Origin of the sequence: Undibacterium sp. 14-3-2 (genome assembly GCF_016595265.1) — a bacterium.
Taxonomy (GTDB): Bacteria; Pseudomonadota; Gammaproteobacteria; order Burkholderiales; family Burkholderiaceae_D; genus Undibacterium; species Undibacterium aquatile.
The window spans coordinates 861,086-886,190 of sequence record NZ_JAENGS010000001.1 but is presented as its reverse complement, the minus strand read 5'-3'; the positions used below and the strand labels follow the sequence as shown (position 1 = coordinate 886,190).

At 50.6% G+C, this 25,105-nt stretch carries 23 protein-coding genes and 1 pseudogene; 10 read left to right on the top strand and 14 right to left on the bottom strand.

Annotation, left to right across the window (positions count from 1 at the left end):
• The first annotated feature begins 448 nt into the window (after nucleotides 1-448).
• The 5 genes from Undi14_RS03945 (at nucleotide 449) to Undi14_RS03925 (ending at nucleotide 6,877) form a co-directional block, all read left to right on the top strand.
• Nucleotides 449-3,568, top strand: coding sequence for an autotransporter domain-containing protein (locus Undi14_RS03945; protein WP_200177973.1), 3,120 nt, complete (start codon nucleotides 449-451; stop codon nucleotides 3,566-3,568).
• A gap of 229 nt (nucleotides 3,569-3,797) precedes the next feature.
• The gene (gene modA / locus Undi14_RS03940) at nucleotides 3,798-4,556 is read left to right on the top strand and encodes a molybdate ABC transporter substrate-binding protein (RefSeq protein ID WP_370589880.1); all 759 of its coding nucleotides are present in this window, start codon (nucleotides 3,798-3,800) and stop codon (nucleotides 4,554-4,556) included.
• A 9-nt stretch (nucleotides 4,557-4,565) separates the two neighbouring features.
• Nucleotides 4,566-5,243 (top strand): molybdate ABC transporter permease subunit, encoded by a 678-nt coding sequence (gene modB, locus Undi14_RS03935; RefSeq protein ID WP_186884871.1) that lies wholly within the window; start codon nucleotides 4,566-4,568, stop codon nucleotides 5,241-5,243.
• A gap of 11 nt (nucleotides 5,244-5,254) precedes the next feature.
• Nucleotides 5,255-5,953 carry a sulfate/molybdate ABC transporter ATP-binding protein gene (locus Undi14_RS03930; RefSeq protein ID WP_200177972.1) on the top strand — a complete coding sequence of 233 codons (699 nt, stop codon included), beginning with the start codon at nucleotides 5,255-5,257 and terminating at the stop codon, nucleotides 5,951-5,953.
• Nucleotides 5,954-6,064: 111 nt separating this feature from the next.
• Nucleotides 6,065-6,877, top strand: a complete 813-nt coding sequence (locus tag Undi14_RS03925; protein WP_200177971.1) for a TOBE domain-containing protein — start codon at nucleotides 6,065-6,067, stop codon at nucleotides 6,875-6,877.
• A 17-nt stretch (nucleotides 6,878-6,894) separates the two neighbouring features.
• Here Undi14_RS03925 and Undi14_RS03920 read toward each other — a convergent pair whose 3' ends face one another.
• From Undi14_RS03920 to Undi14_RS03905, 4 genes are all read right to left on the bottom strand, one after another.
• Nucleotides 6,895-7,335: a universal stress protein gene (locus tag Undi14_RS03920; RefSeq protein ID WP_200177970.1), complete on the bottom strand. Its 441-nt coding sequence runs from the start codon at nucleotides 7,333-7,335 to the stop codon at nucleotides 6,895-6,897.
• A 90-nt stretch (nucleotides 7,336-7,425) separates the two neighbouring features.
• Complete coding sequence (locus tag Undi14_RS03915; RefSeq protein ID WP_370589878.1) at nucleotides 7,426-9,000, bottom strand: DHA2 family efflux MFS transporter permease subunit; 1,575 nt, start codon at nucleotides 8,998-9,000, stop codon at nucleotides 7,426-7,428.
• A 9-nt stretch (nucleotides 9,001-9,009) separates the two neighbouring features.
• Nucleotides 9,010-10,134: an HlyD family secretion protein gene (locus Undi14_RS03910; protein WP_200177969.1), complete on the bottom strand. Its 1,125-nt coding sequence runs from the start codon at nucleotides 10,132-10,134 to the stop codon at nucleotides 9,010-9,012.
• A 28-nt stretch (nucleotides 10,135-10,162) separates the two neighbouring features.
• Complete coding sequence (locus Undi14_RS03905) at nucleotides 10,163-11,626, bottom strand: efflux transporter outer membrane subunit (protein ID WP_200177968.1); 1,464 nt, start codon at nucleotides 11,624-11,626, stop codon at nucleotides 10,163-10,165.
• A 124-nt stretch (nucleotides 11,627-11,750) separates the two neighbouring features.
• Between Undi14_RS03905 and Undi14_RS03900 the strand changes: the two genes are divergently transcribed.
• Both Undi14_RS03900 and Undi14_RS03895 read left to right on the top strand, forming a co-directional pair.
• Nucleotides 11,751-12,362, top strand: coding sequence for a TetR/AcrR family transcriptional regulator (locus tag Undi14_RS03900; protein WP_234030386.1), 612 nt, complete (start codon nucleotides 11,751-11,753; stop codon nucleotides 12,360-12,362).
• 5 nt (nucleotides 12,363-12,367) lie between these two features.
• Nucleotides 12,368-12,739 carry a cytochrome c family protein gene (locus Undi14_RS03895; RefSeq protein WP_200178227.1) on the top strand — a complete coding sequence of 124 codons (372 nt, stop codon included), beginning with the start codon at nucleotides 12,368-12,370 and terminating at the stop codon, nucleotides 12,737-12,739.
• A 305-nt stretch (nucleotides 12,740-13,044) separates the two neighbouring features.
• On the opposite strand, the gene Undi14_RS03890 is transcribed toward Undi14_RS03895, so the two are convergent.
• Nucleotides 13,045-13,551: a hypothetical protein gene (locus Undi14_RS03890; RefSeq protein WP_186896458.1), complete on the bottom strand. Its 507-nt coding sequence runs from the start codon at nucleotides 13,549-13,551 to the stop codon at nucleotides 13,045-13,047.
• A gap of 216 nt (nucleotides 13,552-13,767) precedes the next feature.
• Here Undi14_RS03890 and Undi14_RS03885 point away from each other — a divergent pair, with 216 nt between their 5' ends.
• Both Undi14_RS03885 and Undi14_RS03880 read left to right on the top strand, forming a co-directional pair.
• Complete coding sequence (locus Undi14_RS03885) at nucleotides 13,768-14,367, top strand: hypothetical protein (RefSeq protein WP_200177966.1); 600 nt, start codon at nucleotides 13,768-13,770, stop codon at nucleotides 14,365-14,367.
• Between the two features lie 76 nt (nucleotides 14,368-14,443).
• Nucleotides 14,444-14,755: a hypothetical protein gene (locus Undi14_RS03880; RefSeq protein ID WP_186884861.1), complete on the top strand. Its 312-nt coding sequence runs from the start codon at nucleotides 14,444-14,446 to the stop codon at nucleotides 14,753-14,755.
• Between the two features lie 51 nt (nucleotides 14,756-14,806).
• Here Undi14_RS03880 and Undi14_RS03875 read toward each other — a convergent pair whose 3' ends face one another.
• From Undi14_RS03875 to Undi14_RS03845, 7 genes are all read right to left on the bottom strand, one after another.
• Nucleotides 14,807-15,508 (bottom strand): ABC transporter ATP-binding protein, encoded by a 702-nt coding sequence (locus Undi14_RS03875; RefSeq protein ID WP_200177965.1) that lies wholly within the window; start codon nucleotides 15,506-15,508, stop codon nucleotides 14,807-14,809.
• Nucleotides 15,501-16,670, bottom strand: a complete 1,170-nt coding sequence (locus Undi14_RS03870) for an FtsX-like permease family protein (protein WP_222611392.1) — start codon at nucleotides 16,668-16,670, stop codon at nucleotides 15,501-15,503. The genes Undi14_RS03875 and Undi14_RS03870 overlap by 8 nt, the downstream gene beginning before the upstream one ends.
• Before the next feature lie 56 nt (nucleotides 16,671-16,726).
• Complete coding sequence (locus Undi14_RS03865; RefSeq protein WP_234030385.1) at nucleotides 16,727-17,947, bottom strand: efflux RND transporter periplasmic adaptor subunit; 1,221 nt, start codon at nucleotides 17,945-17,947, stop codon at nucleotides 16,727-16,729.
• A 226-nt stretch (nucleotides 17,948-18,173) separates the two neighbouring features.
• Nucleotides 18,174-19,496, bottom strand: coding sequence for a TolC family outer membrane protein (locus Undi14_RS03860; protein WP_186884857.1), 1,323 nt, complete (start codon nucleotides 19,494-19,496; stop codon nucleotides 18,174-18,176).
• A 23-nt stretch (nucleotides 19,497-19,519) separates the two neighbouring features.
• On the bottom strand, nucleotides 19,520-19,843 hold the full coding sequence (locus Undi14_RS03855; RefSeq protein WP_186884856.1) for a rhodanese-like domain-containing protein: 324 nt from the start codon (nucleotides 19,841-19,843) through the stop codon (nucleotides 19,520-19,522).
• Between the two features lie 24 nt (nucleotides 19,844-19,867).
• On the bottom strand, nucleotides 19,868-20,518 hold the full coding sequence (locus tag Undi14_RS03850) for a protein-L-isoaspartate O-methyltransferase (RefSeq protein ID WP_200177963.1): 651 nt from the start codon (nucleotides 20,516-20,518) through the stop codon (nucleotides 19,868-19,870).
• 192 nt (nucleotides 20,519-20,710) lie between these two features.
• Nucleotides 20,711-21,346, bottom strand: coding sequence for a TetR/AcrR family transcriptional regulator (locus tag Undi14_RS03845; protein WP_186884969.1), 636 nt, complete (start codon nucleotides 21,344-21,346; stop codon nucleotides 20,711-20,713).
• 715 nt (nucleotides 21,347-22,061) lie between these two features.
• Here Undi14_RS03845 and Undi14_RS03840 point away from each other — a divergent pair.
• Nucleotides 22,062-22,531, top strand: a pseudogene (locus Undi14_RS03840) (IS3 family transposase); the annotation flags it as partial.
• 189 nt (nucleotides 22,532-22,720) lie between these two features.
• On the opposite strand, the gene Undi14_RS03835 reads toward Undi14_RS03840, so the two are convergent.
• Together Undi14_RS03835 and Undi14_RS03830 are read right to left on the bottom strand one after the other, a co-directional pair.
• Nucleotides 22,721-23,353: a response regulator transcription factor gene (locus Undi14_RS03835; RefSeq protein WP_200177962.1), complete on the bottom strand. Its 633-nt coding sequence runs from the start codon at nucleotides 23,351-23,353 to the stop codon at nucleotides 22,721-22,723.
• Nucleotides 23,350-25,086 carry a sensor histidine kinase gene (locus Undi14_RS03830; RefSeq protein ID WP_200177961.1) on the bottom strand — a complete coding sequence of 579 codons (1,737 nt, stop codon included), beginning with the start codon at nucleotides 25,084-25,086 and terminating at the stop codon, nucleotides 23,350-23,352. Before Undi14_RS03830 ends, Undi14_RS03835 begins: the two co-directional genes overlap by 4 nt.
• Nucleotides 25,087-25,105: the final 19 nt, after the last annotated feature.

Genomic DNA, 25,105 nt, shown 5'->3' with positions numbered 1-25,105 from the left:
TAATAATTCTTCTGCGCGTTTACCCGCTTCACTAGCAAATGGGTACTCCGGGCAGTTGAATGGGATAACGAATACTGTTTCTTTTAGTTTCACTGCTTTAAATGCTGGAACGTACCAAATAGACATTATTTTATTTGATACCAACTCCGTTCAATATCCAGTGACCTACAACCTTGTTGTGAATCCACAGCAGCCCCTGAGTTTCAATCCCCCCCAGGGTAGCAGCTACACCTGCGCAGTCAACACCGATTGCACCGTCAGCTACACATACGATTCCACAGCAAGGATTGTCTCAGTTGATCCGACGAATGCTCCCCCGTCAACACAAGGAAGCACTTGGCAGTTTAATCCGACAGCTAAAACTGGTTCTATTTATATCGTTCCTTCAACTACGGGTACATACCAAATAGGATTAAATTTGGTTGCGGCCGACTCTGTTCGATATCCGGTGACCTACAACCTTGTAGTCACTCCATCGCAGATTCTGAGTTTCAATCAACCTAGCCCGCCCCCAATCACTGTCGGCAATGGTCTGACAAATCCAGCAACATCAACGCTCAGCGGTGGCAGTTATGGTGCGATCAGCTACAGCAGCAGTAATCCCGCCGTTGCCACGGTGAACGCCAGCGGTACCGTCACTACACTGAATGCGGGAACGGTCACCATTACCGCAACACAGGCAGCTGTCACAGGAATAAACGCACTGTCGACAAAGACTTACAGCCTCACCGTCAATCCCGTGCCTGTCCCCGTTTTAAATTTCAATCAGACTGGTCCACTCGCAATAACCGTCGGCAACAGCCTGACAAATACTGTGACGTCGACATTGACTGGCGGCAGTTATGGCACGATCAGCTACAGCAGTAGTGATCCCACCATTGCCACGGTTAACGCCAGCGGCGCCGTCACGACGCTAAATACGGGAACGGTCACAATTACCGCAACACAGGCAGCTGTCACAGGAATAAACGCGCAGGTGGTCAAGACTTACAGCCTCACCGTCAACCCTGTGCCTGTCCCCGTTTTAAATTTCAATCAGCCGGGGCCGCTCGCAATAACCGTCGGTAACAGCCTGACAAATACTGTGACGTCGACATTGACTGGCGGCAGTTACGGCACGATCAGTTACAGCAGCAGCGATCCCACTATCGCCACGGTCAGCGCCAGCGGCGCCGTCACGACGCTAAATACGGGAACGGTCACAATTACCGCAACACAGGCAGCTGTCACAAGAGTGAACGGACTATCGACAAAGACATACAGCCTGAGTGTTATTGATGTACCTGTGCTGCGTTTCAGCCAAGCGGGGCCGTTACAAGTCACATTAGGTAATAGCCTGACGAATATCGCGACCTCCACGCTCAGCGGCGGCAATTATGGTGCGATCAGCTACAGCAGCAGTACTCCCGTCATCGCCACGGTCAATTCAAGCGGCACCGTCACTACATTGAATGCAGGGGCAGTGACAATTACGGCGACGCAAACAGCGGTAAACGGAGTGAACGAACAGGCTATACAAACCTACGCCTTAACGGTCACGGCATTACCATTGCCAGTGCTGAGCTTCAGCCAACCGGGTCCGTTGCAAATCACTATCGGTAACAACCTGACGAATGTCGCGGCCTCCACGCTCAGCGGTGGGAATTTTGGTGCGATCAGCTATAGCAGCAGTAACCCCGCCATCGTGAGTGTCGACAGCGTTGGTAAAGTCTCTGCACTGGCATCCGGTAGCGTGATCATCACGGCAACACAGGCAGCAGTCAAAGGTATCAATGCACAGACATTGGCGACATATAGTCTGAGTGTTGGTAAGAATGTGCAGACCGCATTGGTGTTGAACGCCGATAAACGCGCCATCTATAAATCGACAGGCAAAGCAATCATGACAGTCTCTGGCGGTTCCGGCAGCGGCGCGGTCAGTTTTGCCATCACATCTGGTGCTTGCAGGTTGTCTGGCAATATCCTGTCAGCTGGTAGTACCGCTGGCACATGTGTTGTTACCGCGACCAAAGACGGCGAAAGTAATTTCAATCCGGCAACGGCCAGCATCAGCATTGAAATTCAGAACCTCGCTGCTTCTGCTGTAACGATAGGCACATCCCAATCACAGGTGTTGGATGGCGTGGCTGTGACGTTGACTGCAGCAGTGAGCCCGGCAACATCGACGGGGTCAGTCATCTTTATGGACGGACAGATAAATCTGGGAAGCGTGCCATTGGCAAATGGTTCCGCTGCGTTAATGACGAAAAATCTGTCGGTTGGTGCTCATTTAATTACTGCGCTCTACTCTGGCGACGCGATAACTGCTGGTGCGAATAGCACAGTGTTGAATGTCGTCGTCGGCAAACGCCCTGATCCTGTGAACAATGCTGTAGTGAAAGCTACGGCAGTTGCTGCGGCTAATATCAGTCAGCGCTTCACTGAGACGCAGATCACGAACGTGTATAGCCACCTTCAGATTCTGCATAGCGACTTTTCGATTAAAAACCGCTTTGGTGTCGCACTCAACGCCCCTGGACTGGATATGTTCAGAATGGCCGTCAATAAAATTTCTGACAATCTGACTGCAAGCAAGGACACCTTCGGTAACGATTCGTACCGTCTGAGTCCGAAGGATTCCCAGGAATACACAATGGCAAAAGCGCCATTTGCCAAAGGTGAAGCCTTCCATGCAGATGGTGGTAACAGAGAAGAAGAACCAGCAAAAAATAATGAATTGCTGCAGATTGCGGGTAAGCCAATCGGCATCTGGACCGCGGGTAATATCGACGTCGGTGGTATTGATGCTCAGAATGGTAACCGGACAAAGTTCTCCAGCAGCGGCCTGACTATCGGTATGGATATGATGTGGAATCCCAAGCTGATCATTGGTGCATCGATTGGCTATGCACGTGACACAGCAACCATGGATACACTGGGGAGCGAAAGCAAATCCAGACAATGGTCTGGCATGTTGTACGGCACGTACAAGCCTGAGAAACAATGGTTTGTGGATGGTGTCGTAGGTATGGGCAAGCTCAATTTCGATAATCGTCGCTGGGATGATGTCAATAATCAGCTGCTGGCGGGCGAGCGTTCAGGTCAGGTCAGCTTTGCATCGACGGTGCTGACACGCGATATCGCGATGGGCAATGATTTACATATTCAGCCATTCGGACGTCTCGATGTATTGCATGCCAGACTGGATGCCTACAACGAGCGCGGCAGCGTTTTAGCTCTGTCTCTGAATAATGCACACAGCACTACCACTGCATTAACCGGAGGCCTGACGATTGCAAAAGACCTGTACTACGAGTTTGCTCAGGTTTCACCATCGTTGAAGCTGCAATTGCGTCACCGCACCAGCGGTAATATGGATCAGTCTATGTATTACACAGATCTGGGTGCAGGCAGCACTAATTACAGTGTCGTCGTCGTTGGCTTACCGGAAGATATCCAGTCTGTTGGTCTGGGTCTGAATGTCAGATCGCGTCGTGGTTTAACAACCAACTTTAGCTGGCTAGGTTCTATGGGTGCGAATACCTATCGTGCTAACAGTTTCAGGGTCGATTTCCGGCTTGGATTCTGATCAGTCTCTTATCTTAGAAAACACCAGCTTACGAGCTGGTGTTTTTTTTGCGAAAAAGCACGACCAGCCCTGCACTGATATTGAGACAACGATCAGGTGGTTCCCCCCCCTTATGCTCCCGGTTTTTCTTTCTAAACTGACCTGAGTCAAGATTATCCGGACTCGGTCTTTGATAGCGTTATATATAAGTGTATATTACGACTTCTGTTCAACTCACCGAAGCTGTCACGTGCAAACGAAAACCTTGAAACGCCTGATGTTGGCAACTTTACTGGTCGGGGTTTCAAATCTTGCCTGTGCGGCAGAAATCACGGTTTCGGCAGCCGCCAGTCTGACCAACGCGTTCAAAGAAATCGCACAGAATTATCAGGCGCAATATCCGGATGCGAAAGTCTCCTTGAACTTTGCAGCGTCAGGTGCCTTGTTGCAGCAAATCGCCAAAGGCGCACCGGTAGATGTGTTCGCCTCGGCAGACCAGGAAACCATGGATGCCGCAGAAAAACAGGGCTTAGTAATGGCGAGTGACCGTCATGATTTTGTGCGGAATGCGCTCGTTCTGATCGAACCAGCCGACAGCAAAATCGCAATCAAACGACTCGACGATCTGAATCAGGCAAATATCAAACGCATCGCGATTGGCAATCCGGCCAGCGTGCCTGTGGGGCGCTATACCATACAAGCGCTGGAAACGGCAAAACTGTGGCCCGCACTGGAAAACAAAACCATCAGCACGCAAAACGTGCGGCAATCACTCGATTACGTCGCCCGCGGCGAGGTTGACGCCGGCTTCGTTTATGCCACCGATGCCGCGATCATGAAAGACAAAGTCAAAGTCGTGCTGGAAATACCGACTGCCACGGTGATCAGTTATCCGGTTGCCCGCATCAAAAATAGTGCTAATGCTGAAGAAGCGAAGCGCTTCATCAACTATCTGCTGTCCGCACCGGGGCAGACTGTGTTGACGAAATACGGATTTAAGAAAGGCTGATCGTCTGGTATGGATGTCGCATGGAACGCGTTGCTGTTGTCGCTGAAAGTTGCCGGTTGGGCGACCGCATTGAATCTGGTTGCGGGTATCGCTGTCGGCTATCTGCTGGCGCGCGTTCGCTTTCCCGGGCGCGATCTGCTCGACACCTTGCTGACCTTACCAATGGTGATGCCGCCAACGGTGCTTGGATATTACCTGCTGGTCTTGCTGGGACGCCGTAGCTGGCTCGGTGCATGGCTGCAGGATCATCTTGGCATCAATCTGATCTTTACCTGGCAAGGCGCAGTGATTGCCGCAGCCGTCGTCGCGTTTCCATTGGTCTTTAAACCGGCACGAGCCGCCTTTGAAGCAATCGACGGACAACTGGAACAAGCTGCGCGCGTACTGGGTATTTCAGAAATAGGTATTTTCTTTCGTGTGACCCTGCCACTCGCATGGCGCGGGATTCTGGCCGGGGTGTTGCTGGCATTCGCCCGGGCATTAGGCGAATTCGGTGCGACCCTGATGATCGCCGGCAGCATCCCCGGTAAGACGCAAACCTTGTCTATCGCTGTGTACGAAGCCGTACAAGCCGGGCAGGATGATGTCGCCAACACGCTGGTGTTACTGACCTCAGTCGTCTGCATCAGCGTGTTACTGCTGGCAGGAAAACTGGCGCCGGGGCGTATCGCCCATCGCTCTTCATAATGGAATGGCCTATGCAGTTTGATCTCCACATTCAGAAAACGCTGATCTCAGGCACACGTCGGTTTGAGCTCGATATTCAGTTCGCCAGCAATCAGCAGCGCATTGTCATCCTCGGCGATTCCGGCGCGGGCAAGAGCCTGACCCTGAAAGCGATTGCCGGATTACTGACGCCAGATCGCGGCCATATCCGTCTCGGCGAGACAACTTTATTTGATCATCTGCAGCGCATTCATCTGGCACCACAAAAGCGGAATATTGCCTACCTGTTTCAGGAATACGCTTTATTTCCGCACCTGAACGTGCGCCAGAATATCGGTTTCGGACTGACGCAGGGCTGGCGTAATCCGGACCGGCAACGCAGCAATGAAAAGGTCAATCATTGGTTAGCTGCGCTGGATTTACAAACAGTCGCCGATCAGCTTCCACATGAACTTTCGGGCGGACAAAAACAGCGTACGGCACTGGCACGGGCACTGGTTGCAGAACCCCGGGCATTATTGCTGGATGAGCCATTCGCTGCGCTTGATCCATCTTTGCGTATTCTGATGCGCAAGGAACTCGATACTTTGCAACGTACATTGCAAGTACCGATGATATTGATCACGCATGATCCGGAAGACGCCCATGTCTTTGGCGATCACGTTGTGCATTTGCGTGATGGGAAAATTCGTCATGATGATGCACCGGTCGTACTCAGCCAATGCGTATGAACAATGACGTTCTCAGAACGGACGAAGAAAAGGGCCACGTGACTTCAGCGCAGCGGCTGATACTTCCGACACTGCCAGCTTCTGGCAGATGTTTTTAAGACGGGTGTTTGTATGACGAGCAAAGAGAAAACGATAGCCTTACATGGCTCGGTCTGGATGACCGTTGATGGAGAAAATTTCGGCGGCAAAGGCAGGATTGCCCTGCTGGCGCAAATCGCCGCTTGCGGCTCTATCACACAAGCGGCCAAAGCCATGAAGATGAGCTACAAAGCTGCCTGGGATGCGATTGACAGCATGAACAATCTGGCGGGCGAACCGCTGGTTGAACGACTGACCGGCGGCAAAGGCGGCGGCGGTACAAGGCTCACGCAACGCGGTCAGCAACTGGTCGACAACTTCCACATTATCGAACAGGAACATCGTGATTTTATCCGGCAACTCAGTCAGCAAGCGGATGGCATCGCCGACGATTTTTTACTCATCAAAAAAATGAATATGAAAACCAGCGCCCGCAATCATTACCTGGGCAAAGTCACGCACATCAAACTGGGCGCGGTGAATGATGAAATAGAACTGACGATTGCAGGCGGGCAAAAAATTGTCGCCGTCATTACCCATGAAAGCACGGAAGAGTTGGGTTTACAGCCGGGTTCAGAAGCATTTGCGCTGATCAAATCTTCGTCCATCATCGTCATGACAGAAAATCAGAATACCCGCTTATCGGCACGCAATCAGTTAAGCGGCATCGTCACACGCATACAACCGGGCGCCGTGAATACCGAAGTCATTATCACGATGGAAGGCGGCAGTACACTGGCTGCCATCATCACCAATGACAGCTGCACCGCATTGGCATTACAAACAGGTGCACCTGCCACCGGTATATTCAAAGCCTCCAGCGTAATACTGGGTGTGCCGGCGTGACAGGGGCGACCATTAAATCAACGATAAACCAATACCGGTATATTCGAATGTGTGAGTACCTTCTGGGTTTCGCTGCCAAGTAACAAGGCATCCAGCCCACGCCTGCCGTGGGATGCCATGAAAATTAAATCACAGCCATGCAGCACCGCTGTCTCGATAATCGCGGCATAAGGCTGCTCTGCAATCTGCGACAGCGTTGTACACGGAACACCATGCATCTGCGCCTGCTTTTCTGCCGCAGCAAGAATTTCCTCACTGATGTTATTCGCGATATCGCGCAGAGTTGCGGGTGTCTGCGCAGAAAAAATTCCACCCAACCCGTCATACATGGCAGCGGCCTGCGCGGCACAAAAAAAACTGATGCGCGCACCAGACTCTTTCGCAAACAACACTGCTTTTTCTATGGCCGCCTGTGATAGTGCGGAACCATCGGTGGGAACAAGAATATGTTTGAACATGCAAATTCTCCTGTCATCAGTGAGAAGTTAAAATGAAAGGACTGACCGGCATCAAATATGCCGGTCAGTCGGCGGACGAACGGGTGTCGTCTAGTGTCCGCCTGCTCCCGGCTCGACCACTCTGGTCGGTTTCGGTGCCAGCCAGATCACCGACGCAGCAACCAGAAATGCGACAGCGATACCCATCATTAACTGGTTGGTCGCCAGCATCACGCTTTGACTGGTGATCAGAGAATCGATGGTTCCCCGAACCGCATCAATCGCCATTCCTGAGCTTTCCAGCATTTTCTGTACACTCAGATCGGTATCGGTGAGCCCGACCAGTTCGGCATGATTACGGGATATCTGATTATCCCAGACGGTTGTCACCATTGAGGTCGCGAACGCACCGGATAAAGTCCGTAAAAAATTCATCAGACCCGCGGCAGAATCCATTTCACGTTCCTCGACACTGGCCATCGCCAGCCCGGTTGTCGGGATGAAGAAAAATGGCAAACCTAAACCCATGAACATCAACGGCATGGCAATGTCCCAGTAGCCCATATCTGTCGTGGCAAAGGTGCGCCACAAAGTCATCAGTCCCAGCCAGGCAACGCCGCCAAACACCAACCGACGCGGATCTGTTTTCGACGACAAGCCAGCCGCAAGAGGTGCAACAAAGACAGCAAAAATGCCTGTCCATGCCGTTACCATGCCAGCCTTGGTTGAGGTGTATCCCATGAATGCCTGCAACCATTGTGGCGTCAACACATTCGCAGCAAAAAAGGCAGCAAATGCGACACTGATCGTGAGTACGCTGACGGAAAACCCGCGATGCCGGAACACCCGTAAATCGACAATCGGATGCTTTTCATGAAACTCCCAGATCAGAAAGACGATGAAGCCCACCGCAGCCACCAGACTGAGCAAAACAATTTCCGTCGAGGCAAACCAGTCGAGTTCTTTTCCTTCATCCAGCACCAGTTGCAAAGCACCTACCCAGATCACCAGCAATGCCAGCCCGACTTTATCTATCGGATTGAGCACCGGCGCTTTTTCATAGCGTTTGAGTAATTGCCACGCCATCGCCGCACATAAAACGGCAATCGGAAGATTGATATAAAAAATCCACGGCCAGGAAAAATCATCACACAGATAACCGCCAAGAATCGGGCCCAGCACCGGAGCGATCAGAGTCGTCATTGACCATAAACCTATCGCTGCCGGTGCTTTTTCTTTCGGAAAAATCCGCAGCAATAAAGTTTGCGACAATGGCATCAACGGGCCACCCGCAAAACCCTGACAGATACGCGCAAATACCAGCATACCGAGAGAATTGGCAAGGCCGCAAAGGCCGGAGAAAATACCGAACATCGCCATCGCTATCGTGAATACACGAACAGCGCCAAAACGCGCTGCCAGCCAGCCTGTCAGCGGCACAGTGATGGCCTCTGCCACGGCATACGAGGTAATCACCCAGGTGCCCTGACTGCTGGTCGCGCCCATTGCGCCAGCGATGGTCGGTACAGATACATTCGCAATCGTCATATCCAGCACGGCAATAAAATTGGCAGCGGCCAGAATAATGGCGGCGAACCAGAGCATACCGCCGGACAGCGGCGCATCTTCCGTTGCGCTCCCCGCTGGCGTACCGGGTGCTCCGCTCTGCAAAGCATTGGTTTTCATGTTGCCTCCTTAGCGTTGCTGCTCGCGGGTATCAATGCGGGCGCTCATGGAAAGGCCGACTTTCAACGGATGGGCTTGCAGCTCTTTGGAGTCGAGCTTGATACGTACCGGTAAACGCTGCACGACTTTGATCCAGTTACCGGTTGCGTTCTGTGCCGGAATCGCGGCGAACGCAGCACCCGATCCACCCGAAAAGCCTTCTACTATGCCGTGATAAGTCACGCTGCTACCGTGGATATCCGCCTGCAATGCGACAGGCTGACCCGCACGAACGTTTTCCAGCTGCACTTCTTTGAAGTTCGCATCAACGTGCATGTCTTGCACCGGAACGACAGATAACAATGGCACGCCGGACGACACGCGCTGACCAAGCTGAGCCTGGCGTTTAGCAACAATTCCGTCAACCGGTGCGCGCACGACAGTGCGTTCCAGATCAAGCGCAGCCTGATCGCGGCGGGCGCGGGCAAGAGCAACTTCCGGATTGTTTTCTTCACTGACATTGGCGATCAATACGGCATTTGCTTCACGTGAGCCAAGCGCCATAGTTTGATTTGCCTGCGCCTGCGCAGCAGCCGCACGAGTGGCTTCCAGATTCGCTTTCGCAGTTGTAAAAGCATTCTGTACCCGAGTCAGTTCATCACCGGAAACCGAGCCTGATGCGGCCAATGCTTCGCGGCGTTGCAGATCAATTTTTGCCCGCTCGAAATCGGCCTCAGCCGCACGCAACTGCGCGGCTGCTTTTTTCTCATCGGCTTCGCGGGCAGTGATCTGTGCTTTCAGACTGGCATCATTGGCGACAAATCCTTTGACCCGGCGTACAGCACGATTCAGATCAGCCTCGGCCTGAGCCAGTGCCAGACGAGCATCCGCAGGGTCGATCCTGACCAGGATCTGGCCTTTTTTCACCGCTTGGGTATCCGTGACTAATACTTCGTTAATCGTGCCTCCGACGGCCGATGTCACCTGCGCCACTTCGACTGCAGCGTAGGCGTTATCGGTAGAGACAAAATGTGAGCCATACGTGAACCAGTACACACCTGCGGCGATCGCGGATAAAGCCACGACACCTGCGACGCCGCCCAGTAATTTATTACGTCTTTGCACTTTGTTTGCGTTCAGATTCGTTTCAGACATGGTAAAAATCCTTCAGATAATTTTTAAATTAAGTATTTGCAGTTGACTGATAGCCGCCGCCGAGCGCGCGCTTCATCGCGACATCGAGAGTGAAGGCACGCGCCTCCAGCGTGGTCAGTGCGCGCAGGTTGATCAGCAGACTATCTTCCGCGGATAAAACTTCGAGATACGTTGCCAGACCACCCTGATAGCGATTTTTTGCAACGCTGTAAGCATCCGTTGCCGCCGCAACACCTTGTTTGCTTTTCATCAGTTGCGCACTTAATGCCTGCTGGCTCAGACCGGCACTGGCCACTTCTTGCAAGGCCTGACTGATAGCCCGGTGATAGTTCGCCACAGCCTCGTTATAGCTGGCGGTGCTGCTGCGTAACTCACCCTGTAAGCGACCTGCGGTGAAGATCGGTAAAGAAATCGCCGGGCCGATACTGCCGGTGGAGGAACCACTTTTACTCAGCATATTCAGATCCAGCGATTGCACGCCTATGAATGCCGACAGATTGATATTCGGATAAAACTCTGCTTTTTTCTGATCTATGTTGTGCGCGCTGGCTTCGGCTTGCAGGCGGGCCGCCACGATGTCCGGGCGGCGTCCCAACAGATTTGTTGCCAGTTCCGCAGGAAGACCGTTCGGCATCTGCAAATTCACTGTAGGACGTGAAATCGCCAGCGCACGGTCAGGCCCGGCACCCAGCAACGCGGCAATCCGATAGCGCTGCAGACCGATTTGCTCTTCGTTTGCCAACAACTCCGCTTCGGCACTGATCAGTCGCACTTTCGCTTCACTCAGCCCGCCTTTGGTTTCCATGCCATATGCAAATCGGTCGGCAAACATCTGGACGGTTTTCTGACGTATCTCTACCGAGCGTTGCAGCGTATCGCGCAGTACGAATAATTGCGCCAGATCGGCGTACTGACTGGCGATGGCCGCGGCAAGAGTCAGACGCGCCTGTGCGTATTCGGCGCGGCTGGCTTGCTCCTGTGAAGTCGCCGCTGCCAGTGCAGCGCGATTTCTGCCCCAGAAATCCAGCTCCCAGCTAACATCTAAAGTCGCGCGCCCGTAATCATTCCAGCCATTCGGCGTCATCGACTTTGGCGTCAGATAGTTGTAACTCATCTTTTGCTCTGTAATCGATGCATTGGCATTGACCTGCGGCTTTGTTGCCGCATTTTTTACCTGACTGAAGGCTTCTGCTCTTGCCAGTCGTGCGGCAGCGGCGCTCATGTCCGGCGCATCACGCAAGGCTTCGTCTATCAGCGCATTCAGTTGCTCGTCCTGATATGCCTGCCACCAACGTTCATCGGGCCAGATGCTGGTAGCGGAGGTAGTCGTTGCGAACGCGTTTGTAGCCGGAAAATCAGCGCCAGTCTTCATTGATAAAGTTGGTTCTGACTGCGGCAACTGGGCGCAGCCTCCTAGCGCCAAAGTCAGCGCCAGCAGCAATCTGCTGAGCTTAATCTGAGGTAAAAACCCGGGTGAAGATATAGAAGACATAAGAAGTTCTCTCTTTCATTCATTACTGTACCGTACAGTACGTTTTACGAATTATAGCAACCGCATGCTAAAATGAACAGGTCGGTACAGTTATTTATTTTTGAGAGATGCTATTGACATGAAAATGAAAACCGAAGCAAAACGGCAGGCCATACTGAGCGTGGCGGCACAGGCTTTTCAAGAATTGGGATTTGAACGGACGTCGATGTCGGAAATCTGTGCCCGGCTGGGAGGCTCGAAAGCAACGCTGTATAACTACTTCGCGTCAAAGGAAGAGTTATTTTTTGAAATCATGTACAAGTCTGCCGAGACCAAGCGCCAGGCAATGTTCGATGCATTCGACCAGACCAACACAGACATCACCGATGCCTTGCGTTACTTTGGCGAGCATCTGCTGTCATTTCTGTATTCGCCAGAAATCATGGCGCAACGACATATGGCAATTACAGCACCGGGGCAACTTGGCAAACTGCTCTATGAACGCGGCATTCTGAGCAGCCAGAGCATTATCACGAACTTTCTGCAAGACGCCATGACGCAAGGAAAACTACGCCAAGGAAATGCGGCAGTCGCCACTCTGCAATTACATGGTTTGCTGGAAGCGGAATTAATTAATCCATTTCTGTTCAAGCTGCTGGAGCATGTCAGTGAAGCAGAAATCAAAGCAATCACGGCCAGAGCAATCGATGTCTTTATGGCGGCCTATGCACCGCAAAAACCGGCGCAGACGACATGAGCCTGATGAGGCAACGCCGCCTGCTTCTGCTAGTCATGGCAATGGTTTCGCCGTTTGCGATCGCCGCAGGAAATGTCGAGGCGGGCAAATTGGTGTTTACATCGCGCTGCGCGTCCTGCCATCAGATCGGTGCTTCCGCACACGGCGGCTTTGCGCCACAACTGAACGGCGTGATCGGCAGAACAGCCGGTTCGACCACTGATTTTAAATATTCACCCGCGATGAAAAATGCAAAGCTGATCTGGACAGAAAAAAATCTGCGCGCTTTTTTACACGCGCCGGAAGATGTCGTACCCGGCACGAAAATGCGCTTTTATGGCATGAGCGATGACAAAAAAATCGCCGATCTTCTGGCCTACTTGCGCAGCTTTCAGTAAGTCAATCTCAGCGAGCGCCGCTGCTTCTGCAACATAATGCAATCAACCAGTATGGTTGCGGCAAACCTGGTTATCAGCAACGATGCAATTGCGCGGCAAGACCCGTCTGTACCGCTGCACAATACCCCTTTTTTTTCTTAAAACAGGGGAGTATCTGCCAAAACATGCCAGATGTCCTTATAAACAAAGGCGGTCTGAATATACCCCCGGGAGTATATTCAGACCGCCTGAAGTCATTCCGGAATGCCCGGGCACAATGCCTGCGCTAAAACCGCGACAGACATCGTTCGCCAGCCACTGGCAGATTAATCGTTATGCTGCCCTCTGCCGTGCCCATTATCGTGACCACGCCCATTTCCCTGACCACGGTCATTATCTTTACCGCGACCGTGTTCGCGATTATCTCTGTCATCGCGGCCATCGTAACCACGGTTTGGTCCGTTGTTATAGTCGCGGTGTGGTTCACGATATTGACCGTCACGATAGCGAGGCACCACCTGGGTGTTATACCAATTCTCGGTCACAAAATAAACCGGCCGGCCACAAGCGTCATAACGTGAACAATGCTTATCCCAATGTTTGCGATGACCGGGAGGCACAACCAGATACAGCGGCGGCAATGGCGCGGGGCTGCGATAAACGATGCGGGGTTCGCGATAAATTAATTGCGGCTGCGGAAAATTACCGACATCCAGTTGCCCGTAAAAACCTGGCTGACCAAATTGCACCGATAAATTAACATTCTGCGCTGATGCCGACTCAACACTCAGCAATGAGGACGCAAGCGCAGCGAATAAAATGATTTTTTTCATATAAGCTCTTAAATTGTCTGCTGCTGTCAGCGAAATGAATGGCAACCAGACGAGCATCATCATGCTATTTCGATGCGGTTTAGTTGAAAATGCCTGCACTCCTTATAACGCGCTGCTGAGAAAAAGGTTTACAGCATTTTGTTGATTTGCGACATGGCAGCCGATAAGGATACGCAATACCTTACACCCTTTCCCCTTGAATCCGACTCTCCTCCTATGAAGACCATTGTTCTGTTTCCTACTCAAACCGAAGCCAGCCTGTTTCAACGTGATGACGTGATCAGTATTGTTTCCGGCGTCGGCCTGACGGCAACCACGTATGCAACTGTCAAAGCGATACATGAGCACCGCCCTGACATGCTGATTTTGTCCGGCATTGCTGGCGTATTCCCTCATTCACGTTTCAAAATCGGTGATGTTGTGCTGGTAGAAAGTGAAGTGGAAGCCGATCTCGGATTTTTCACGCCGACAGGTTTTGTCCACATGGCGCATCTGCCGATAGAGATGGAATTTGAACGCCGCCACACCTTGCACTGCGAACATATCCCCGCCGGACAACCCTTTCCGCTGGCGCATGGTATTTCCGTCAATGCAGCAATGGCGCCGTTTATCGACAACAGCAAATGTGATATCGAGAATATGGAAGGTGCCGCTTTTTTCCATATCTGCCAACTGGAAAAGCAGAAATTTCTGGAACTCCGGTCAGTCTCAAATTACGTTAAAATCGGCGACGATCAATGGGATATGCTCGGTTCAGTGCAAGCAATGACGGCGGGCTTACATCAATTGATCAATCATTTGCAGACAAACGAATAAAGCACTCCCCTGGCAAGGCAGTTCAGGCCGGGGAGAGCTAGTTCTCCGGCACACTTACGCAGAAGGAAATCATCCGATGAGGTCATTACCTGTCATGGAATTTGCTCACAGAATCATGGTGTCGGCACTCTCTGCGTGGATTGCCTGGAGCGCCATTATTGCGATCGCTGCACCATACCGCCCCGAAGGTTTTTTATTGATACTGTTCATGTGCTCGCTGGTGCTGGTCTACCTGACGTGCGTATGGGCGGTCACACCATTGATTTCCCGTCAGTTATGGTTACTCTGGAAAGTCATTGCGCAGGCCTGCGTTGCGCTGGTGCCATTCATGCTCATCGTCGTCTTCGGACATTTCATCGGTCTCAATGTCAGGAACTGGTTCAGCTGAGCCCTATCTGAACCAGCCGAATCAGCAAAATCAACAGAGCCGGTCTTACGTTTAAGTAATGGCAGAAGTCGACGGAGCGATTCTTCCGTCGACCAACTCTATCGTGCGATCACAACGTTCTGCCAACTCCATATTGTGCGTCACCATCAGAAACGTGGTGTGTTGATCGGCATTCACTTTACGCATCAACTCAAAAATAGCGTCAGTGGATTTGGTGTCGAGATTACCGGTCGGCTCATCTGCGAGTATCAACGGCGGATTCAGTGCCAGCGCCCGCGCGATCGCCACCCTTTGTTGCTGACCACCCGACATATTTCCCACCAGACTATCCTGCCATTGCCTCAAGCCCACTTCAGCTAACAAATGCTGTGCCCGCTCGCGCATACGATCATCCGGACGACCATTCTGCATCAGCATAGGCATCATCACGTTTTCTGTTGCGCTGAAAGCAGTGAGCAAATAATGCGACTGAAAAACAAAGCCGATAGCCTGCCCGCGTAACTGCGTCAGCCGCGCCTCATCAAGATTGCCGGTATCCTGCCCGGTCATAATCAATTGCCCGCCACTGGGACGATCCAGTAATCCTATGATATTGAGCAAAGTGCTTTTACCGGAACCTGAAGGTCCGATCAGTGCGGCAAACTCGCCCTGTTGCAGGTGTAAATCGATATCAAACAACACCTGCGTTTCTGCCGGTGTGCCGACAGCATACGATTTACAGACTTGCTTAAGTAGGAGGACAGTATCAGCCACGGATCGCCACCACAGGATCAAGTCGCGCGGCACGCACCGCCGGGGTCGCCGCAGCAAGCACACCGGCCAGCATCGCCAGCAATGCGCTCCAGACAAAGAACTGCCAATCGACGTTAATCACAAACATGGGCGTGCCATCTGGATTTCTGGCAACGATTTTCCACATCGCCAGTAAGCCAACCGCCATCATAGAGCCGATCACAGATCCCGCTAAACCAACCAGCGCACCTTGTATCAGGAATATCCGCCGCACCTGCCCGCGGCTGCCGCCCATCGCCCGCAGGATGCCTATGTCTTTTTGCCGCTGCACAACCGACACCACCAGCACACTGGCGATCCCCGCTGCCACCGACAGCGCAACGAAAACACGGATCAATAAACTGGAATAGGTCTGCGCCCGCATCGCCAGGAAAAACTGGCTGTTGGTGGTAATCCAGCTCAGCGCGTTAAGCCCTGTACTGTTGGCAATAGATTGCGCAATATCCTCTGCGCTGTAGGGATCATGCACCGTTAATTCTATGCTCGACACGCCACCAACCATATTCAATAAATTCTGTGCGGTCGACAACAGCACATACACGTTACGCTGATTGGCAGCTCGGCTACCCAGATCAAAAATGCCGACGATATTCAAGATCAGACTGGTGCCTGCTGCTGAATTGAGGCGTAATTTATCACCGAGCCCAACGCCCATGTCTTCCGCCAGTTGCGTGCCTATCATGACGTCGGTGTTCGTCAGGCGAAAAACGCCGGCGGTTATTTTTTCGGAGAGCGGCACGATCTTGTTGTATTGCTCGGGCAAAATGCCGATCACTGACACCGATTGCGTGGCGCTGCCGCGCACCACGAGCGCAGGCCCAGTTGTGGTTGGTGAGACGGTCACAACGTCGTTGCGAGCCTCGACCTGATCGCGGATTTTTTGCCACTGGTCAATAGTATTCACGCGCTGCGATGGTTTTTGTATTGTCGTCACTATCTGCTGTCCCGGTGCAGCAAGCAATACCGGCGTTGCCTGCTGCTTCGGCCTTTCGAGCGTGATATGCGGCTGCGAACTCAGCACGCGGCGAAACAAATTGGCCTGCAAGCCAGCCAATAAGGCCGACATAAACACAATCACGCCGACACCAATAGCAACCCCGAGAATAATAAACAGAGATTGCATGCGCCCCTCCCGCAAAAAACGGGTGGCGACTATCCACTCAAAAGGAAGCCAGCTATTCATGACTGCGGATTTTTCGTGACGACAGGACGTACCCGCTGCCCCGCCTCTATCGTCATATTTGTCGCTGGCAATACGACGTCATGCTGATTCAGCCCGGAAGTAATTTCCACGCTTTTATCGCCGCGTATGCCTATTGTCACCGGACGCCGGACTGCGCGGCCATCCACCACAGCCATCACCCACGGATGCAGCGTACTCGCATCGCGGATCGCTTCCACATTCAGCGATAAAGCATTCTGACTTCTGGCGACTTCTATCTCCACCGATACCGTCATATCCTGCGTCAGAAACAGCGGTGGTTTTAATACGTTCAATTTGACATTCACTGAGCCCCTCTGCGCGTCAACGCCGGGGTTAATATACGCGACTTGTACCGGAAATTTCTGTCCGGGATAGGCATCAGTCACGCCGAAGGCAGACTGCCCCATACGGATGTAACGCAGATTCTTTTCATCTATCTGCACCACTAACTGGCTGATTCCTGCGGGCGATAACACCATCAGGATTTTGCCCGGCTGCACGATATCGCCACGTTCTACGTCTCTGGCAATCAGGACGCCATCCACCACCGCCGTGATTCTGGTGTGCTCAAGTTTGGCCTGCGCTGCCGCCAGATTCGCTTTCGCCTGCTGTAATCCGGCAACAGCGAGTTGATAATCGCTGCCGTCGGGCTTACTCGATTGCAGCTGGAATTGCGCACTCTTTAACTGACTTCGCGCAACATCGAGCGCACGCTGCGCCTCATCGAGCTGCGCCTTACCGACAAAACCCTGCGCAACCAGCTCGCGGGTGCGCTGATATTGTTTCTCGACGTTGATCAGATTAGCCTGCGCCTGTATCACCGCTTGTTCTGCCGTCGGCTGTGCGAGTTGTTGCAACTGCCTGAGTCTGACCTCGGCTTGCCGGACATTCGCCTGCGCCAGCTCCAGTGCTGCTTTTTCGTCGGCAGCAGCCAGCTCTATCAACAGATCCCCTGCTCGCACAGTCTGCCCTTCTTTGACGGGAACAGCAGCAACGCGCCCGGTGATTTGTGTACCGACATCCACTCTTGCAGGTGTCGCCACCCTGCCACTGGCAACCACTGTTTGTACTAATTCACCGCGCTGCAAAGTAAAGACCTCCAACCGGGGACCAAACAGCGAGGAGGAAAAAATCAAGCCTGAGAGCAAGATCAATCCGGCCAGAACAAAGACTGGTAGCAGCCAACGCTTATTCAAAAACCCGGACAACGCCATAAATGACTTTCATAAGTAAATCGGTAGCCAGGCTGGACGACAACATCTGTGTACCAGCGATCAGCACCTATGATACGTCAGTGTTCACCCTGCGCTAAAGTACAAATTGATATGCAACAAACTGGCATGATCAAAATCAAAAAAGCCCGCATTCAGCGGGCTTTTTTGTTGTCGGACTGCTGTCCTGGAATCGACTTGCTTTTTGTTTTTAGCGCTGCAACAAAGTATTCACTTCAGATAAATCTTCTTCTTTCAATGTACCCGCTGCCGACTTCAGACGCAGACCATTCATGATGGTGTCATAACGTGCTTTCGCCAGATTCTGACGAGTGGTGTACAACTGTTGTTGCGCATTCAGCACATCGATATTGATGCGGACACCAACCTGATAACCGAGTTTATTTGAATCCAACGCAGACTGACTGGAAATTTCTGCTGCCTCATATGCTTTAACCTGTGCCAGACCGCTGGTCACGCCGGTATAAGCCTGACGCGCGCCTTGCGCTGCGCTGCGACGATTTGTCTCCAGATCGTTGCGGGCTTTTTCTTGTAAAGCAACGGCTTCTTTGACTTTGCTGTCAACCGCAAAACCAGCAAATAATGGAATGCTCCATTGCACACCGATCGTCGTCGGTTTCACAACGCCGGTGCCGGTCGAAGAAGCTCCACCTGTTGCAGTACGGCCGGTACTCGCCACCAGATCCAGCGTAGGATAATGTCCGGCGCGGTTTCTTTCAATTTCACGTTTCGCGACTTCAACAGCAACTTCGGAGGCAACCACATTGAAGTTTTGTTTTTCAGCGGAGCTGACCCACTCATTCACCGCTGCTGGCTGAGGTGAATTCAATTTAACACCGGCTTTCAATGTCGCCAGTTCACCCGCTTCCTTACCAATGATTTGCTGTAAGGCTGAACGCTTAACCTGCAGATCACTTTGCGCAGCGAATTCCTGTGCCGTTGCCAGATCGTAACGCGCCTGTGCTTCATGTGTATCGGTGATCGTTGACGTACCTACTTCAAAGTTGCGTTTCGCTGATGCCAGTTGTTCTGAGATCGCCACTTTTTGCGCCTGCAATGTTGCCAGCGTATCTTGCGCGGCGAGCACATCGAAATAGGCCTGACCGACACGTACGATCAAATCCTGTTTTGCCTGAGCAAACTGCGCTTCGCTGATCACGACAGACAATTTACCTTGTTCGTATTGTTGCCAGTTCGCCCAGCGGAACAAAGGCTGCGACAAGGCAAGCGACCAGGTATTCGAGAAGGTCGTAAAATTGCGATCCGCATTCGCAATATCTGGTTGTGATTCGACGCGTGAACGGGTATCACTTCCGTTCAGACCTATCGTTGGCAGCAAACCAGCACGTCCCTGAACTGACTTTTCCTGACCAGCCGTCAGCGAGGAACGGGCGCTCGCATATTGTGGGTCATTCGCCAGAGCATCCTGATAAATTTGCAGCAAATCAGTAGCATTCGCACTCAGCGACAGGAAAGCACTTGCAAGCAGTGCAGCAACAACTGGATTACGCATGAAACACTCCGAATAAAAGTTAGTTAATAGGTCGGCATAGCCGGATCGACTTGCTGTGCCCACGCATGCACACCACCAGTCAGGTTAATCACTTTGCTGTATCCCCGGTGTTCGAGGAAATGAGCGACTTGCATACTGCGACCACCGTGATGACAAATACAAACAATCGTCGCATCCTCATCCAGCTCATTCAAGCGCGCAGGAACTGTCTGCATAGGCATCAGTTGTGCGCCCTCAATATGACAAGTTTCATACTCGCCGGGTTCCCGGACATCGAGTAAAAGCGGAGATTTTTTACTGCTATCAGTCAGCCATTGCGCTAGTTCTTGTGCGGTGATGTGTTGCATACGTTTTCTATTTTGACTAACAGATCAGAATTTGAATTGTGAGGAAGGTACGGCGCCCGGTGCTGCCGCAACCACCGTATCAAACACACTGCGAGTATCGTATGCGGCATCAGCAGAGCGGGTGATCAGTTCTGCGTGCATGACCGGCAAGCGACCAACAATTGCCAGCAAACGACCGCCGATATTCAATTGCTTTTTCAGTGTGTCAGGAACCGCTTCCACGGCGCCGGCAACCACGATCACATCATACGAACCTGTATGCTGACCGGACAATCCGTCTGCCAGTAAAACGCTGACATTCCTTACGCCATCGGCCGCCAGATTTTTTTCAGCAAGCTCCTTCAGCACCAACGATGTTTCCAGCACGGTGACATGACTGGACATAGAAGACAGCAAAGCCGCCAGATACCCGGATGCAGCGCCGATCAGCAGCACGGACTCCTGTTTTTTAAGGCCCAGTTCCTGAACAATGCGCGCCTCCAGTTTAGGACTCATTGCTTTAGAACCGTCCGGCAATGGCAACTCTGTGTCAAAGAAAGCCAGTGTTTTCTGGTCTTGCGGAAAATAGTTTTCCCGCTTCACCACAATCAACATATCCAAAATATCCTTATCCAACACGTTCCAAGGACGTATTTGTTGTTCAATCATGTTGAAACGGGCTTTTTCGATATTCATTTGTTCACTCGATTGCATAAATTAAAGGAACCCGCATTTTATCAAAGCACTGCTCTGTATGCCGGTTTGATTCCGGTATTCAGCGATATTTAATGTCTTTTCAGTACGCCGTTTTCTGTTTCAGCAGACACCGGAATCATTCAACAGGTATAAATCACCAAAGCCACCATTGGCGCGTCAGCCAAGCCACATTTATCCCTGCCGTATCAATAAACTATTCCAGGCCATCTGGATGTAATGCTCCAGATAGACGTTGAGTTTTTCTGGCTCGATCTGGCACACACATGATGAGTGCTTCCACATCATCATCATGATCACCGGCGCAATCAACAATCTGGTATCGATTTCCAGGTCGATATTCCGGATTTCACCACGTTGCATTCCCCTCGCCAGCACCGTTGCCAACAATGCCTCACCGCGGGCAATCACTTCATCCTGATAAAACCGTGCAAGCTCGGGGAAATTTCCGGCTTCCCCCATCATCAGTTTTGGCAAACCGGATAACTTAGTTTCTCCGGCATTGCGCCACCAACTCAGCGTCAACTCCCGGAACAGACTTTCTGTATTACCTTCAAAAGCCGTGATCATTCCCTCAGCTTCACCCAGCAACGGCACGATGTTTTCGCGCACGACTGCTTTAAACAAATCTTCCTTGCTTGAAAAATACAAATACAAGGTTCCCTTGGAGACGCCTGCGGCTTTCGCAACATCATCCAGACGGGTCGCAGCGAAACCGCGCTCAACAAACAGATTTAACGCAGCAGCAAGCAATTCCTGAGGACGAGCTTCTTTGCGGCGCTCCCATTTCGGTTTAAACGGACATGACATCATAACGATAACTTTTCACTGAATCTCAATACAGTACGCACCGTCAGGTCATATACAAACATAACAACCATGGATTGATGCACACTGCCTTTGTAAGTATAAATAACTTACCCATGAGTCAGTAATGTAATCCGCCGTCCAAGTAGCGTCAAGCAGCGATTCCTGTTGCGTCCGAATAGAATCTTGAACGGAATAATAAAGTCTTATATATCAATTAATAGTCAAACAATAAAATCTTGAACGGTCGCGACCTCACTGTTGAACCTAATTAGCAATGCTCATTAAATTAAGCATCCCAAATATAGAGGCTATTATGCCTATCACGCATATTCAGCTAGTTTTGAAATAGTTGCAGCACTTACATTTGCAATTGATCTTCAGCTACTTTGCCGAGCAACTTCAATCATTACAATCGCTTTGCGACAGAATGCAAAAATCAGTAGATCAAACATATGAATTTCGGAACAGACTGCAGACATATAACAGCCTACCTTTAGAAAAAATAAAGAAAGCCCTTCAACTTGCGAGGAAATTTATAAGCAATATACCCCGCAGTAGTAGGGCATCAATGTCCATTGTTAATACAATACTCGTGGAATTAAAATTGACTGGGCAAGCCCGTGTCCTGAGCGTACATTTTACAAAGCGGGCAAGGTCTACAGGCTAAGAACTTCACGCCAAGGCCCGATTGGCAAACGAACCTGCCTCTCCTGCTACAGCCGATTTCACTTACGTGTGGACTGGCGAAGGCTGGTTGTTTGTCGCGGTCGTCCTGGACCTGTATTCGCGCAGAGTTGTAGGCTGGTCGATGCAACCGATGATGACGGCGCAACTGGTGATGGATGCCTTGCTGATGGCCGTCTTTCGTCGAGGACGACCGCGGGCCGTGTTGCATCATTCCGACCAATGCTCTCAATACACCAGCGAGGACTTCCAATGTTTGCTTGAATCCCACGGCATCATTGCAGCATGAGCCGCCGTGGAAACTGCTGGGATAACGGCGCAATGGAGAGCGTCTTCTCGACACTCAAGACTGAACGCCTGAGTAAAAAGCATTACCGCACACGAGATGATTTACGTGCGGACGTGTTCGATTACATAGAAAGGTTTTACAATCCACGTCGGGGGCATTCCACTATCGGCTATCTCAGCCCAGTACAGTTTGAAAATCTAAAATCTGCCTAACGGAGATGTCCGTGACGTTGGGAGAAGGCCAATCCCCGCCCAGTTCAAGGATGTTCTTTCCCATGACGATGCCGAAGCGTTTGCGTAGCAGGATTAGATAAGTAGGAAACAGCTAATTTGATTTTCACACAGTTACGAATTGCTTAACATAAATAAATACTCAAGAGGTTCCGAAACGACTCAATCAGCCTAGTTCATTTCTGTACCAAGTATTCCCAGTTGAGTTGCAATCAATACAAGCTCCGCAAAAGAATTTGCTTGCATTTTTTCCATAATACTACTTCGTTGGGCTTTGATAGTACGTTCTGAATTTCCAAGTTGAAAAGCAATCTGTTTATTTAACAGACCACGTACAACCATATGAAAGACAGTGATTTCACGCTCTGTTAAATGATCATAACGTAGTCTCAACTCATTTAGATTGCTCCGAGCTATTTGAACATTCATATAACGCCGATTGGCCTCTTCAATCGCATTGACCAATTCGTCTTTAGATACTGGTTTACTTAAAAAATTTTCCGCACCTGCTTTCATTGCTCGTACGCTCATCGAAATGTCTCCATACGCAGTCAAAAAAATAATAGGTATGTGGCTATTTTTTGCCTTCAATTGCTCCTGCAATTGTAGGCCGCTAAAACCCAGCATATTGACATCCAATAATATGCAACTAGGCTCATCAGGTACAGAACACTCTAAAAATTGCGTGCCAGATTCGTAAGTAAACACACGGTAACCACAAGCAAGCAACAGTAAAGATATCGCTGTACGAACCGAGGTATCATCGTCAATTACATGAACAAGAAAAGCCGACTCAGTACTCATTTCAGCTCGCTTTGAGATAACGGCAGTTTAAAGCGGACAATACCCCCCTCTGTTGCATTCTCAGCCCAAATCTGACCGCCGTGAGCCTGGACGATTGCATCGGTGATAGAAAGCCCCAACCCCATTCCTTCTGGTTTTGTCGTAAAAAATGAATCAAACACTCTCGCAACGTTGTCATTAAAACCTGTCCCCGTATCTGCAATTGAGACCAATACTGCGTTTTTTCCAGAGATCTCCGTATGAATTGAAATGCGGCGTACAAAACTATCTTTTTCATGTATCGCGTCCATTCCATTGAGCAAAATATTCACAATTACTTGCTGCAGTTGTGCCACGTTCGCGGAAATAACAAAAGCCCTGGGAGCTAGGACCTCATTCAATTGCACATGACGGATTTTTGCTTCACCGGCGAGAAAATTTAAAACATTTCTTATTACTTGATGTATATCGATATTAATAACTTCTGATTCTGATTTCTTTAGTAAACCACGCATACTCTTGATTAAATCACTGGCACGAAGATCATCGCGTTGGATATTAACAAGTATCTGCCGCACCTGATCCAAAGATGGGGAATCGGCTTGCAAGAACATTTGTGCAGCTTCCACGTTACTCAATATAGCGGCTAAAGGCTGAATCAATTCATGAGCAATCATTTCAGAATAAATCGAAGCAGTAATTTTCCGATTCATATGTGCTACTTGTGCCAATCTTTGACGCGACTCCTCTACAGCTTTGGATCGTCGCTGACGCTCAATCAACAAAGCGATTAAAAGACCAAATAAAATCGTAATAACTGCTACTGTCGTCAAAATCTGCCAGCGGTAAAGTACCCAAACCGGGGGGGTATAAAAACGCACCTCACTTCCAGGAGGAAGTTTTTTTTCATCTACGCCCCATCGCTCTAACTGCCGCCAGTCAAGCAAAGCGGTATATTGGGAATTACTTACGCGAATATGCGAAATATCACTCCCGTTTAGGACCTTGCTTACCAACTGTGCAGTATCTTTCCCTTCCTTAATTGGATCAAAAGATGTTACGGCTAAAGGTCCTTGTCCTATGGTCGTTGGATCGTCAGTCAATATCGGACGGTTCGCGATATGGGCGATTTCTTCGAGCGCTTCAGCATGATCAATTCTTTTCTGCTGCTTGCTGTCATAAGTGAGTGTCGTAAAATAAATAACACTATCCTCGGGCAATGCTGAGACTAATTGCCTCAATTCCTCAATAGGCCGGCCTCGTAAATCGACGATATCGATTTGTCCTGACATACGTGCTATTTGCTCAGGCAGATAGGTTCTGTATATATCGAGAGACGGAACATTGCCAACCAAAGCGATGCGGCGGGTATCAGGTAAAACTGATTTTGCCAAACTGACGATATTGGCAAAGTCTGCCCTGATTGTTTTACCGGTCACATTGGTTGGCAAATGAATTTTAGTTATTTCCACATCGCTGGCCAGCGTGAAAAGGACTGGCACATCTGGCCATAGCGGTTTTTCATTTCTAAGCAAATAATTCAATGCTGTATGACCGATCACTACAACAACATCAATTTTTGTATGCCTGTATTTTTCTTTCAGCCACTTTCCAAGATTCGTTCTGTAATCGTCCTGATTGAAACGAGACAGATCTAAGTTCTCTGTATAGACAATGACCGATTCTGAGCGTCCTTTATTAAGCTGTGTTTTAAATGCGGAGTAAAAATCGTATAAATATGTGACATTGATCATATCCGGACTCAAAACAAGT